The organism is Methylomonas fluvii (assembly GCF_014850975.1).
GTDB classification, from domain to species: Bacteria; Pseudomonadota; Gammaproteobacteria; order Methylococcales; family Methylomonadaceae; genus Methylomonas; species Methylomonas fluvii.
This window is the reverse complement of record NZ_JACXST010000002.1, coordinates 131863-144944: the sequence shown is the minus strand read 5'-3', so window position 1 is coordinate 144944 and position 13082 is coordinate 131863. Positions and strand designations below refer to the sequence as shown.

11 protein-coding genes are annotated in these 13082 nt (G+C 51.2%); 7 read left to right on the top strand and 4 right to left on the bottom strand.

The window, feature by feature from the left end:
• Positions 1 to 114 precede the first annotated feature (114 nt).
• The gene (locus EBB_RS10255; protein WP_225587381.1) at positions 115 to 942 is read left to right on the top strand and encodes a DMT family transporter; all 828 of its coding nucleotides are present in this window, start codon (positions 115 to 117) and stop codon (positions 940 to 942) included.
• Positions 943 to 1061: 119 nt separating this feature from the next.
• Positions 1062 to 2408: an IS5 family transposase gene (locus EBB_RS10250; protein ID WP_225587194.1), complete on the top strand. Its 1347-nt coding sequence runs from the start codon at positions 1062 to 1064 to the stop codon at positions 2406 to 2408.
• 148 nt (positions 2409 to 2556) lie between these two features.
• Here the strand turns inward: EBB_RS10250 and recN are convergent, their stop codons facing one another.
• Positions 2557 to 4239, bottom strand: coding sequence for a DNA repair protein RecN (gene recN, locus EBB_RS10240; protein WP_192393786.1), 1683 nt, complete (start codon positions 4237 to 4239; stop codon positions 2557 to 2559).
• Positions 4240 to 4243: 4 nt separating this feature from the next.
• A complete protein-coding gene (locus EBB_RS10235; protein ID WP_192393785.1) occupies positions 4244 to 5125 on the bottom strand; it encodes an NAD(+) kinase in 882 nt (293 codons plus the stop codon).
• Positions 5126 to 5142: 17 nt separating this feature from the next.
• Here EBB_RS10235 and EBB_RS10230 point away from each other — a divergent pair, with 17 nt between their 5' ends.
• Complete coding sequence (locus EBB_RS10230) at positions 5143 to 5349, top strand: hypothetical protein (protein ID WP_192393784.1); 207 nt, start codon at positions 5143 to 5145, stop codon at positions 5347 to 5349.
• Positions 5350 to 5605: 256 nt separating this feature from the next.
• Here the strand turns inward: EBB_RS10230 and EBB_RS10225 are convergent, their stop codons facing one another.
• Together EBB_RS10225 and htpG are read right to left on the bottom strand one after the other, a co-directional pair.
• Positions 5606 to 6475, bottom strand: a complete 870-nt coding sequence (locus EBB_RS10225) for a TIR domain-containing protein (protein WP_223146826.1) — start codon at positions 6473 to 6475, stop codon at positions 5606 to 5608.
• Positions 6476 to 6602: 127 nt separating this feature from the next.
• A complete protein-coding gene (gene htpG / locus EBB_RS10220; RefSeq protein ID WP_192393783.1) occupies positions 6603 to 8537 on the bottom strand; it encodes a molecular chaperone HtpG in 1935 nt (644 codons plus the stop codon).
• 126 nt (positions 8538 to 8663) lie between these two features.
• On the opposite strand from htpG, the gene EBB_RS10215 reads away from it, so the two are divergent.
• The 4 genes from EBB_RS10215 to rfbD all read left to right on the top strand — a co-directional run bounded on the left by EBB_RS10215 (position 8664) and on the right by rfbD (position 13082).
• Positions 8664 to 10292, top strand: coding sequence for a tetratricopeptide repeat protein (locus EBB_RS10215; RefSeq protein WP_192393782.1), 1629 nt, complete (start codon positions 8664 to 8666; stop codon positions 10290 to 10292).
• Between the two features lie 4 nt (positions 10293 to 10296).
• The gene (locus EBB_RS10210; protein ID WP_192393781.1) at positions 10297 to 10980 is read left to right on the top strand and encodes a sensor histidine kinase; all 684 of its coding nucleotides are present in this window, start codon (positions 10297 to 10299) and stop codon (positions 10978 to 10980) included.
• Between the two features lie 110 nt (positions 10981 to 11090).
• Complete coding sequence (gene rfbB / locus EBB_RS10205; protein ID WP_192393780.1) at positions 11091 to 12161, top strand: dTDP-glucose 4,6-dehydratase; 1071 nt, start codon at positions 11091 to 11093, stop codon at positions 12159 to 12161.
• Between the two features lie 24 nt (positions 12162 to 12185).
• Positions 12186 to 13082: a dTDP-4-dehydrorhamnose reductase gene (rfbD, locus tag EBB_RS10200; protein ID WP_192393779.1), complete on the top strand. Its 897-nt coding sequence runs from the start codon at positions 12186 to 12188 to the stop codon at positions 13080 to 13082.

Below are 13082 nucleotides of genomic sequence, written 5' to 3'. Positions count from 1 at the left end.
GTGGGCATCGCCTACCGCCGTGGTGTTTGCGTTTTTCTAAACAATCAAGCAACCGCGGGTCTTGCCGCAGTTGCTTCGCCACTCGCCTAAGGCCCGCATCACTCAGGAGGCCCAATGGCAACGACTAAATCCACCGCAGCATTCAACCGCAACCGTTTGTTGGGCTTTGCCCTGGCAACCCTGGCGGCTATCGGCTTTTCCGGCAAAGCCATCTTGGTAAAACTGGCGTATTACCAGCCGGTGGATGCGGTGACGCTATTAGCGCTGCGCATGCTATTTTCCGCGCCGTTTTTTCTAATCGTTGCGTGGCGGCATGCCGGCCAAAAGGATCTGAGGCCATTAAACCGGCGAGATTATCTGGCCCTATTAATATTGGGCTTGCTGGGTTACTACCTGTCCAGTTTGTTTGATTTTATCGGCTTGCAATACATTTCCGCCGGGCTGGAGCGCCTGATTCTGTTCCTGTATCCGACGATGGTCGTGGTGCTGTCGGCGTTGCTGCTGGGCAAACCGTTTGGCCGCAAGGAAGTCGTGGCGCTAGCGCTCAGTTATGCCGGTATCGGTGTGGTGTTTTTTGATGAAATCAATATTCAGTCGGAACATTTATTGCTGGGAGCCGGTTTTGTATTTGCCAGCACCCTGACTTACGCGGCTTATCTGATCGGCACTGGCGAAACGGTGGTCCGCATCGGAGCCTCACGCTTTACCGCTTACGCGATGCTGGTGGCTTGTGCGGCGACGCTGCTGCAATTTTTATTCACGCATCCGCCGCAGGCTTTGCTGCTGCCGATGCGGGTGTATCAATTGAGCTTGCTGATGGCGATTTTCTCGACGGTGCTGCCGGTGTTCATGCTGTCGGCAGCGATCAAGATGATAGGTTCCAGCCACACCTCGTTGATCGGCTCGCTGGGGCCGGTGGCAACCTTATTTAGTCGCCCCTGAAAAGCCACAAATTCACGGCTAAAGCATTGAAACACAATAAATAATTGAAGAAAAAGACGGGCAATAATTGCAAGAAATTAGTAAAATAGATATTAATTTCTTGCAAATTTTTATCGAAAATGAAGCCAAAATCCCAAGAAAGTAGCGGCCAAATCGATCTATTCAACACACCACTGGCCGACCTGTTGAATCCGAAGCATGAGCTTTACCAACTGGCAAATTTGATCGATTGGAAAGTACTGGATGATGCGTTCGGTGAATTTTTTACCGAGAACCAAGGCGCTCCGGCGTTGCCAACGCGTCTTATTGCCGGGCTTCATTACCTCAAACATGCGTTTGCACGCTCGGACGAAGCGGTCGTGGCACAGTGGCTTGAAAATCCCTATTGGCAATATTTTTGTGGCGAAGAGTATTTCCAACACCAGATACCTTGCCACCCCACGTCACTGACCTATTGGCGAAAACGGATCGGAGAAGAAGGTTGCGAGTGGATGTTATCGGTGACGATCCAGGCTGGCGTAGCCAGCAAGACCGTGAAGAAACAGGATTTTGAATCGGTGACGGTTGATAGCACGGTGCAAGAGAAAGCCATCACGTATCCGACCGATGGAAAATTGTATGAACGCTGTCGCCAGCACATGGTACGTCTGGCTGAGCAGCATGAGATTACACTACGGCAGAACTACAACCGCAAAGCCCCCTATTTGCTGATGATGGCGAACCGGTACAGTCATGCCAAGCAAATGAAGCGCAAACGCAAAATGCTCAAACAGCTCAAAACTTTGGTGGGTCGGGTTTACCGAGATATCGAGCGCCAATTGACGGATCAATCCGATGCAGTCAAATTGGCTTTTAAAGAGACGCTAGAGAAAACCCAACGGATTTTGAACCAACAACCCCAGGATAAAAACAAGCTGTACAGTTTCCACGCCACGGAAGTCGAATGCATTTCCAAAGGCAAAGTCCACAAGAAGTATGAATTCGGCGTCAAAGTGGGCATCACCGTCACCAACAAAAGTAATTTTGTGCTCGGCGCCCGCAGCTTTTCCGGTAATCCCTACGATGGACACACCCTGGAATCGTGTCTGGAACAGGCGGAGATTCTAAGCGGTACACGCGCAAAAGAAGCTTTTGTGGATTTAGGATACCGTGGTGTCGAGGTCCCGAACGTGACCATTTACAAAGCCCGGCAAAAGAGAGGAATAAACACCCGGCGACTCAAACGCGCCCTCAAACGCCGCAATGCCATCGAACCCGTCATCGGGCACCTCAAAAACGACGGATTGCTGGGCCGCAATTACCTGAAAGGCGAACTGGGCGATGCCATGCATGCCATCTTATGCGGTGCTGGTCACAATATCCGTATGATCCTCAGGCAGTTGAGGATTTTTTTGCCTCATTTTTGGAGACCGCCATGTCGGATTTTGGCGCGGCCATTGAGCGCGCCGTTTTTATTGTCGGCCTGAATGCTGGTGTTCGGAAAATATCGGCTTTTTCAGGGACGACTATTTATGGCCAGTTATGTGTTGGGCGAAGAATTGACGCCCGCGCAGATAGGCGGGGCGGCCTTGGTGATGATCGGAGTATTGAGTTTGTCGTGGAAGTGACGGACCGTTAATCGGGCGCCAAGCCGCCCGATACCAACATCTCCCGCGCATGCGCCAAGGTGTTTTCGGTAATGGTGACGCCGCCCAGCATGCGCGCGACTTCATGCACGCGTTCGTCGTCGCTCAAACGGCGAACCGTGGACGATGTCACCGCCGCTTTTTGATTCTTGGCGACGAATAAATGCTGATGGGCTTGCGACGCGACTTGCGGTAAATGGGTGACGCATAAGACCTGCCGGTTCTTGCTCAAGCGCCGTAATTTCTGACCGACGATTTCGGCGATGCCGCCGCCGATACCGGAATCGACTTCATCGAAGATCATCGTTGGCGTGGTTTTGTCAGTGCTGGTGGTGACTTGAATCGCCAAACTGATCCTTGACAACTCGCCGCCGGACGCGACCTTCGCCAGCGGCTTGGCCGGTAGGCCGGGGTTGGTGCTCACTAAAAACTCGATGCTGTCGACGCCGTTGCGCTGTGGCTCAGCGTCTTCCGGCGTGCGGAGATTGACGATGAACTCGCCGTGCGGCATGCCCAGTTCCTTGATGGCGTCGGAAATGCGTTGCTGCAACTCCGTGCCGGCTTGGCGGCGGCTGGTGGACAACTCGCCAGCCAGTTTGCGGTATTGGCTTAATAGCCGCTCGCAATCGGCATTCAGGCTTTCGATGCGTTCGCTGCTGTGGCTGAGGTTATCCAGTTCTGTGGCAAAGCGGGCGGCCAATTCCGGCAATTCTTCCGGCTGGATTTTATGCTTGCGGCTCAGCGACTGAATCACGCCGATCTGGTTTTCCAGCCAAGTCAGTTGTTGCGGATCGGCTTCCTGATTTTCCAGGAAGCGGCGCAATTGTTGGGTGGCTTCGCCGATCTGGATTTCCGCGTCGCTCAATAACTCGGCAACGCCGTTCAACTCGCCGGCATATTGCGCCAGTTCGTTGATGGCATGAATCACATGGCCCAGCAGGTCAGCCACCGATTGCTGGTCGTTGTCGTACAAAATATCCAGCTGCTGTTGGCCGACGCCGAGAATTTTGCCGAGGTTGGCCAGCTTATGATGTTCGTCGGCCAGGGCTTGGTAATCGAAATTTTCCAAATCCAATTGCTGCAATTCTTCCAGTTGATAACGCAGCAATTCCTCGCGCTCGGCTTGATCGCTGCCGGCTTTTAACAATTGTTGCAGTTGCTTGTGTGCGTGTTTCCAGTTTTGGTAACAGGTATTCAAATCGTCCAGCAAGGCTTGATTGCCGGCGAAGGCATCCAGTAGCCGGCGCTGTTCTTCGCTGTCCAGCAAGGTCAAATGCGCGTGTTGGCCGTGGATTTCCACCAACTGTCGGCTCAAGCCTTGCAGGGTTTGCAGGTTGACCGGGCGGTTGTTGATATAAGCCTTGGAGCGGCCGTCATCGCTGATGGTGCGGCGGATCATGCACTGGCCGTCATCGTCCAACTCGTTATCGATCAGCCATTGCTTGACCAGCGGCGCTTTGCCTAAATCAAATTCGATATTCACTTCGGCGCGCTTGCTGCCGGGCCGCACGTAGCCGGAATCCGCGCGGTCGCCTAAAGCCAGGCCCAAAGCGGTCAGTAATATCGATTTACCGGCGCCGGTTTCGCCGGTCAGCACCGACATGCCGGGGTCAAGGTCCAGGTCCAGCGCGTCGACGACGGCTAGGTCGATAATGTTCAGGTTTAACAGCATGGCCTTAGGCGGGGTAGCCGCTCCAGTTGAGTTTGCTTCTTAGGGTATGGAAAAAATCGTGATCCGCAGGATGCAAAATTTTAATCGGTTTGGCGGCTTTTTTGATGACGATTTTGTCGTTGATCCGCACGTCCGGAATCTCCATGTGATCGCACGTCACTAGGGCATTGATCTGTTTGGTCTGGCTGAAGCGGATTTCGATGACCACGTTGTCGTCGATGACGATGGGGCGATTGGACAGGGTATGCGGGTTCAACGGCACCAACACCAGCGCGTTCAAAGCAGGATGCAGAATCGGGCCGCCGGCCGACAGCGAATAAGCGGTCGAGCCAGTCGGCGTGGCGACGATCAGTCCGTCGGAACGCTGGGTATTCAAATAAACGCCGTCGATGCTGGTGACGATTTCTATCATGCTCGGCGTCACCCAGCGATGCACTACCACCTCATTGACGGCCGTTTGCTGGTGGATGATTTCGTGGTCGCGGATGATATGGGTGCTGAGTAACTGGCGCTGCTCGCTCTTGAACTCCCCCGCCAAAATTTTATCCAGGCGGCTGGACAACTGCTCCGGCGAAATATCCACCAAAAAACCCAGCCTGCCCAGGTTAACGCCCAGCAGCGGGGTTTCAAAATCGGCAGCGGCGCGGGCCGCGGCCAGAAAAGTGCCGTCACCGCCCACGGCGATAATCAAGTCGCATAATTCCGGCAGGCGCTCGATATGCACGCCGTTGATATCTTCACCGCTTATCAACTCCGCGCTTTGGCTATCGACGACAATGTCGTGACCACGGGTTTTTAGGTAACGGAAAAGTTCGTTCAGCGTCGCGGCAATACCGGGATCGCCGCATTTGCCGATGATACCGATACGCTGGAAGGGGCTTGGCATGGTTGGGGTGGTTAATTTTGAGTAAGTTCGATTATAGGGGATTGTGTTTTTATTCGGTAGCTTTGATGTTGGTTGTGTCGCTGGCGCGACGGCTGATTTTAATGTCGGTTCTCGCACCGACGGGCGCGATACTTTCTTTTGCTCCGCCAAAAGAAAGTATCCAAAGAAAAGGCGGCCCGGATGCCGCTTATATCCTGCGCTCCGAAGCTTTCGCCGGGGGTTGACGAAAGGGGCTTCCTGCCCCTTCGTCAACGTGCGGCATCCATGCCGCACCCCTTCGGGCTGATCCCGCCGAAAGCTCCGGTGCTCGGCGCGGCATGCGGGAGAGACTCCACTCCGGAATTTATCGTTAATTGGGCTAAATTGCTCTAGTTCCCACGTGTCACGTGGGAACTCAGATGTACCGCGCTGCGGTGCATTTGTGCCGCAGCGCGGCCAAGCCCTGCATTACCACGCGGCGCGTGGGAACGAGGGATTAGCCTAGATTACTTTGTTCATATCAACGGCATAGCCAGAGTTTCGCATTTCTTTAGCTACTGCCAAGTGCCATGCGCCATGGCTATCAAGCGGAACATAGACTACGCCGCTAATATCGTTTGGGATTTCAACATCACCTTTTACTAAGGCGCAAACGTTATGACGTCCTAATTTCCCGATTAGGTAACCATGTTCGAATACAACGTTTTGCCTGGCTCGTGGCTTGGTGATCTTCTCGCCAACGATGCACCCAACGTCGCATGGCGTATACAACACAATGGCAAAGCCGACATTTGTATGTGCCTCTATTTTCTCAATTATTGTTTTTCCAGAATTGGCCTGCTCATGGAGAATAATTGCACTGAACCCTAGTTTTTCAACAAAGCGTGCCGCCTCTGTTTTTGCATGCTCATCTCTGCCATGAACAATGAAAACCTTATTTTTATCTGGCGGGACTGATGTTGCACCGGTGATGGTTGATTTCCGAATTTCGCCTACAGATTTGAGTGTATCCTTGGTGATGTCGGTTACGTATTTATCGCTATTTACAACAGATATTTCCGTATACACAAAAAGCACTCCGCGACCTACGGTGCTCTGGGCAATATCGCGTAACTCTGCTAGCGGCTTTTCGGAGGACTTGACCTTTAGTAACCGAACCTTTTGCCGATCGATGTACATGCCGTTAATGTAAATCTGTTCATTTTTTGAATAAGGCCGAATAATCAGATCAACGATCTCGTCAAGATTCTTACAGTCCAATTCATAGGAGCGTTCATAGTCACCTTTTTTGTTCTTGTCCGTGGTTTCAACTATTACGTGGTAATACATATATGTTCCCGCTTTAATTTGACTTGTTTCATCGACGGCCATGTTTGTGCCAGTGGTGGCTAACAAGAAATTAAGTAGATCTGTATATCTCACAAAAGTACATGATATACAGACCCCCAACTATAACAAAAAAGGCCGGTTTTCCCCGGCCTTTCTCAAATCAAACAGCTTATTTCAATAACCCCTGCAACAACCCATTCAACTTATGCACAAACGCTGAAGGATCGTCCAACTGACCACCTTCACTCAAAATAGCCTGGTCGAACAGGATATGGCTGATGTCCGCAAACCGTGCATCGTCTTGCTCGCTTTTTAGGGCTTGGACGATGGCGTGGTCCGGGTTGATCTCGAAGATCGGCTTGCTGCCGCCCATGCCCATCATGTTCATCGATTGGCCGGCTTCCTTCATGATGCGTTCCATGTTCAAGCTCATGTCGTAAGCGCCGGTGACCAAGCAGGCTGGGGAGTCGGTCAGACGGTGGCTGACTTTCACTTCGCTGACTTTGTCTTTCAGCACATCCTGGATTTGTTTTAGAACCGATTCGAAATCCTTGTTGATTTCTTCCTGGTGAAGTTTCTCTTCTTCGGTATCGAATTTTTCCAGATCCAGTTCGCCCTTGGCGATGGATTGCAGATGCTTGTCTTCGAAGTCGGTCAAGCTGGATACCAGCCATTCGTCGATGCGGTCGGACAGCAGCAACACTTCGATGCCTTTCTTGCGGAAGATTTCCAGGTGCGGGCTGTTTTTGGCAGCGGCGAAGCTGTCGGCGGTGACGTAGTAGATTTTCTCCTGGCCTTCTTTCATCCGGCTGACATAGTCGGCCAAGGAAACGTATTGGGTTTTGTCGTCGGTATGGGTGGAGGCGAAACGCAGCAACTTGGCGACTCTATCCTTGTTTTTGTGGTCTTCGATCGGGCCTTCCTTGATGACGTTACCGAATTGCTCCCAAAATTTTTGGTATTTCTCGGCGTCGTTTTCGGCCAGGTCTTCCAGCATGCCCAGGACTTTTTTCACCGCGCCGGTTTTGATCGCGCTGATTTGCTTGCTTTGTTGCAATATCTCGCGGGAGACGTTCAGCGGCAAGCTGTCGGCATCGATCACCCCGCGCACGAAGCGCAGGAAGCGCGGCATCAGTTGTTCGGCGTCGTCGGTGATGAAGACTTTTTTGATGTACAGTTTCACGCCGTGTTTGGCGTCGCGGTCCCACATGTCAAACGGCGCGCGGCTGGGTACGTACAACAGCAGGCTGTATTCGTTGGTGCCTTCCACGCGGCTATGCACATGGGTTAACGGGTCTTGGAAATCGTGCGAGACGTGTTTGTAAAACTCGGCGTATTCCTCTTCGGAAATCGAGTCTTTCGATTGGGTCCAAAGGGCCGATGCGCTGTTGACGGTTTCGTCTTCGACGCGGGCTGGCGCGGTTTCGTTACCTTCTTCGTCCTTTTCAGCCGGGATTTCCTTGCTCATGACGATGGGCAGAGAAATATGGTCGGAGAATTTCTTGATGATGGAACGCAGTTTCCAGCTGTTCAAAAATTCCTCTTCGCCTTCTTTCAGATGCAGGACGATTTCGGTGCCGCGGGTGGCTTTATCGACCGACTCGATGGTGTAGTCGCCTTCGCCGGCCGATTCCCAACGTACCGCTTCCGAAACCGGCGCGCCGGCTTTGCGGGTGGTCAGCGTGACTTTGTCGGCGACGATGAACGCGGAGTAAAAGCCGACGCCGAATTGGCCGATCAGTTCGCTATCTTTGGCCTGGTCGCCGGTCAGGCGCTCGAAGAATTGTTTGGTGCCGGACTTGGCGATAGTGCCGATATGGTCCTGCACTTCTTCGCGGGTCATGCCGATGCCATTATCGGTGATGGTGATGGTCTTTTTGGCTTCGTCGAAATCGACGCGGATTTTTAGCTCGCTATCGCCTTCGTACAGGCTGTCGTTGGCCAGGGCTTCGAAGCGCAGCTTGTCGGCGGCATCGGAGCTGTTGGAGATCAACTCGCGCAAAAAGATTTCCTTGTTGCTGTACAAGGAGTGAATCATCAAATGCAGTAAATGCTTTACTTCGGTTTGAAAACCTAGGGTTTGTTTGTTTGCCTCAACAGTCATGTCTATACTCATTTGGTTGTAAAGTGGACTCGGGCGAGTTGGGGATGATAATTTTATTTTTCAAGTCCGCCCGGTACGTAGATTTTATGGAGCCGATTTCTTGAGCGTTTTATTAGCCTTCCTGCCATGAGTTTTAGTTTAGCCGGCAAAAGTATCCTGATTGTCGAGGACAATCCTGTGTTCCGCAAAGCCATGCGCGACATGCTATACAGCTTGCAAGCCGTCACTGTCGTCGAAGCGGATAACGGCATTGCCGCGATCAATGTCATGAGCAAAAGCAGTTTCGATATTGTGCTGTGCGATTACAACTTGGGTGTGGGTAAGAATGGGCAGCAGGTATTGGAGGAAGCCAGACACCGGAATTTAATCGATTATCGCTGTGTATTTGTATTGATCAGCGCCGAGCAGACTACCAGCGCGGTGTTGGGTGTTATGGACAGCAAGCCCGATGAGTATCTGACTAAGCCCTTCAACGCGCAACAATTGATGAGTCGGCTGACACGTAATTTTGCCCGCAAGGAATTTATGGCTAGTGTCGATAAGGCGCTGGCCGGCGGCGATTTGTCTAAAGCCATTCAGTTATGCGATGCCTTACTGCTGTCCGGGGACAAGAAAATGCATTTGCATTTGCTGAAAATGCGTGCCGAACTGGCGATTTCCGCGGGCGATTTTGAAAAGGCCAGGCAGATATATCACGAAGTTCTGGAGCATAGAGAACTGCCCTGGGCGCGCTTAGGTTTGGGCGTGATTGATTTCCAAAACAATAACATCGAACAAGCGATTGCCGGTTTTCAGAGCTTGGTGGCTGACAATCCGATGTTGATGGAGTGTTACGACTGGTTGGGCAAGGCCTACGAAGCTTTGGATCAGTACAGCGACGTCGAAAGTGTGTTGCAGCAGGCTTTGCAATTGTCGCCGCAATCGATACTCAGGCAAAAAAAATTGGCTGAAGCGGCGGATAAGAACGGCAATCTGGAAACCGCCGAAAAAGCCTATAAATCGGTGGTGAAGCTGGGCAAGCATTCTGTGCATCGTTCCTGCAGTGATTTTTCGGGATTGGCCAAGCTGTATGCCAAAACCAATGCCGCCGACGAAGCTTTGAAAACGCTGGAGGAAATGCGCAAGGAATACGCCAATCATCCCGAGGCGGAATTACGCGCCTCGACTGTGGAAGCGGATGTGTATAAAACCCTGGGTAACGCCGAGTTGTCGCAGAAGGCTTTGCTGAAAGCCGTGGATATATGCAGTCGCTTGGGTAATAAAGCGCCCAGGGACTTGCAATTGGAGGTGGTGAAGACTTGTTTCTTGAGCGATGAACACGATAAAGCCGAAGAAATACTTTACGATCTGATTCATGCGCATATCGACGACGAGCAGTTTTTGAATGATTTACGTCGCATGCAAAGCGGCATTGGCATGGATAATCACTCGGAAATCCTGATTCAAAAAACCAAGCAGGCTTTGATCGCGACCAACAACAAGGGGGTGGCCTTGTATAAGCAAGGCAAATTCAAGGAGGCCTTGGACCTGTTCGAACAAGCCATTCAGACCATGCCGGATAACAAAACCATCATCGTCAATATGCTGAAGATCATGATCCATGATTTAAAGGTTAATGAGTTTTGCGAAGAAAAAAATCAACGCATCAAGGCTTTAATTAACAAGGCCAAGCAAATTGGCGTTGATCCACATAAGCTGGGGATATTACAAATGGAGTATGTGAAATTGCGACAGTCTCAAGCGGTCAAGGCTTAAAACCATGCAGACCCATCCTAAAAACAACGATTTGTTTCCGACTATTCTCGCGTCCACCGTTCACGATATAAAAAATTCATTGGGTACCTTGCTGGAGTTGGTTAGGCAAACTGCTGCCAAACAAGACGGCCCATCGGCTGAGTTAAATCAGTTGGAATTCGAGGCGGCTCGCATTAATCATAGCCTGATGCAATTGCTGGTGATGTATAAGGTCGATTCGCAAAAATTTAGTTTGCATATTGAAGAATGTCCGGTGATCGATATTCTCGATGAAGCGATTCATCAACAGGCACGCTTGGCTGGATTGCACAATATCGATCTACAAGTGGATTGTGGCGATGACGAGATGTGCTATTGCGATAACGCCATCATCAGCAATGCATTGGCAGCTGTCTTGAATAATGCTTTGCGCTATACCCACAAAACCGTTTTGATTGCCGTGGCTGAGGAGGATGGCTATTTAACCATCGCCATCGAAGACGACGGTGCGGGTTATCCGCCCCATTTTTTAACCGCCGACTTAAACGATACGGCCGAATTGGACTGGGTGTCGGGAAATACCGGCCTGGGTTTGTATTTTGTGTCGGTAATGGCCGGTCTGCACAAAAATGCCGGGAAAAACGGATTTGTGCGGATCGATAACGAAAGTCGTTTGGGTGGGGCGAGGTTTAAACTATTTTTGCCTTAAGGATTCAGAATCATTAGAGACTGAAGGATGGTACTAAGGTACAATGGCCCCGATAAAATTAGCGTTTTTCGTCGGGCAGACGGTTAGAAAAAATAAAAAAAACTTTAAATATGAGTATTTTAGTCACCGGTGGGGCCGGGTTTATCGGCAGCAATTTTGTATTGGATTGGTTGGCGCAAAGCGACGAATTGCTCGTCAATCTGGATAAATTGACCTATGCGGGTAACTTACAGAATTTGGCTTCGCTACATGGCGATGACAGACATATATTTGTTCAAGGCGACATTGCTGATTACGACTTGGTGCTGAGCTTGCTGCAAAAGTACCAGATTCGGGTGGTAGTCAATTTTGCTGCCGAATCCCATGTTGATCGTTCCATCCACGGACCGGAAGATTTTATTCAAACCAATATCGTCGGAAGTTTCCGTTTGTTGGAAGCAGTACGGCAATACTGGAACAACTTGGAACAGCCGGCCAAGCAGGCTTTCCGTCTAATGCACGTGTCTACCGACGAGGTTTACGGTTCTTTGGAAAAGACCGACGCGCCGTTTGCCGAAACCCATCAGTATCAACCGAATAGCCCTTATTCCGCCAGTAAAGCCGCCAGCGACCATTTGGTCCGTGCGTATCACCATACCTACGGTTTGCCGGTGTTGACCACCAATTGCTCGAACAATTACGGTCCTTATCATTTTCCGGAAAAACTCATCCCCCTGTGCATCCAAAATGCTTTATCCGGCAAACCGTTGCCAATTTATGGCGACGGTCAGCAGATTCGCGACTGGCTGTATGTGAAGGATCATTGCAGTGCGATTCGCCGGGTGCTGGAAGCCGGCGAGCTTGGCGAGGTTTATAACGTCGGCGGGTGGAATGAAAAAGCCAATCTGGATGTAGTCAACACGCTGTGCAGTATTCTTGATGAACTGCAACCGCGCTCCGATGGTAAGTCGTATGCCGAACAAATTACTTATGTCACCGACCGACCTGGGCACGACAGGCGGTATGCCATCGATGCTGGAAAGCTGGAGCGGGAGCTCGGCTGGAAACCGGCGGAAACCTTTGAGACCGGCATTCGCAAAACGGTGCAGTGGTATCTGGATAATCAAGCCTGGGTTAGCAATGTGTTATCCGGTGATTACCAGTCCTGGTTGGATAAAAACTATGCCGGGCGCACTGCGTAAACAGTGCCTTGCATGGTTGATTGAATGAAAGTTTTACTGTTTGGGAAAAATGGTCAGCTGGGTTGGGAACTGCAACGCAGCTTGGCGCCTTTGGGTGAATTGGCTGCGCTTGACAGATTAGATCAGCATTATTGCGGCGATTTAAGCAATCCAAACGGGATTGCAGAAACGGTTCGCGCGCTGCGTCCTGATGTCATCGTCAATGCCGCTGCCTACACCGCAGTGGATAAAGCCGAGTCGGAAAGTGACTTGGCGAATACGGTCAATGCGGTGGTGCCGGGAGTTTTGGCGGCAGAAGCCAAACGTATCGGTGCCTGGTTGCTGCACTATTCGACAGATTACGTTTTCGACGGTAGCGGCGACAAACCCTGGCGGGAAGAGGATCAGATCGGGCCGTTGAATGTCTATGGGCAAACCAAATTGGCTGGGGAGCGAGCAATTCAAGCCAGCGATTGCCGGCATTTAATATTTCGGACCAGTTGGGTCTACGCAGCCAGAGGGAATAACTTTGCCAAAACCATGTTGCGCTTGGCGCAAGAGCGGCAACAGCTATCGGTGATTAACGATCAAATCGGTACGCCAACCGGCGCGGAATTGCTGGCGGATGTGAGTGCCCATGCTATCCGTCATGCATTGAAATCACCGGAAGTGGCTGGCGTTTATCATCTAACCGCTAGCGGCGAAACCAGTTGGTACGACTATGCTCACTTGGTGCTTGACTATGCTCGTCAAGCCGGGCTGGAGCTGAAGACCGACAAACAATCGATTACGGCAATTCCCACCAGCGCTTACCAAACCCCGGCGAAGCGGCCGTTAAACTCAAGATTGAACACCGAGAAGTTGCAAAGTGTGTTTGGTTTACAACTGCCGGCTTGGCAAAAGGGTGTCGAGCGAATATTGTCTGAACTGTACGGAAAGTAA

Excerpts from the sequence above, each read along its gene's own strand:
- EBB_RS10255 (WP_225587381.1), top strand. The coding sequence starts at position 115 with ATGGCAACGACTAAATCCACCGCAGCATTCAACCGCAACCGTTTGTTG.
- EBB_RS10250 (WP_225587194.1), top strand. The coding sequence starts at position 1,062 with ATGAAGCCAAAATCCCAAGAAAGTAGCGGCCAAATCGATCTATTCAAC.
- recN (WP_192393786.1), bottom strand. The coding sequence starts at position 4,239 with ATGCTGTTAAACCTGAACATTATCGACCTAGCCGTCGTCGACGCGCTG.
- EBB_RS10235 (WP_192393785.1), bottom strand. The coding sequence starts at position 5,125 with ATGCCAAGCCCCTTCCAGCGTATCGGTATCATCGGCAAATGCGGCGAT.
- EBB_RS10225 (WP_223146826.1), bottom strand. The coding sequence starts at position 6,475 with ATGGCCGTCGATGAAACAAGTCAAATTAAAGCGGGAACATATATGTAT.
- htpG (WP_192393783.1), bottom strand. The coding sequence starts at position 8,537 with ATGACTGTTGAGGCAAACAAACAAACCCTAGGTTTTCAAACCGAAGTA.
- EBB_RS10215 (WP_192393782.1), top strand. The coding sequence starts at position 8,664 with ATGAGTTTTAGTTTAGCCGGCAAAAGTATCCTGATTGTCGAGGACAAT.
- EBB_RS10210 (WP_192393781.1), top strand. The coding sequence starts at position 10,297 with ATGCAGACCCATCCTAAAAACAACGATTTGTTTCCGACTATTCTCGCG.
- rfbB (WP_192393780.1), top strand. The coding sequence starts at position 11,091 with ATGAGTATTTTAGTCACCGGTGGGGCCGGGTTTATCGGCAGCAATTTT.
- rfbD (WP_192393779.1), top strand. The coding sequence starts at position 12,186 with ATGAAAGTTTTACTGTTTGGGAAAAATGGTCAGCTGGGTTGGGAACTG.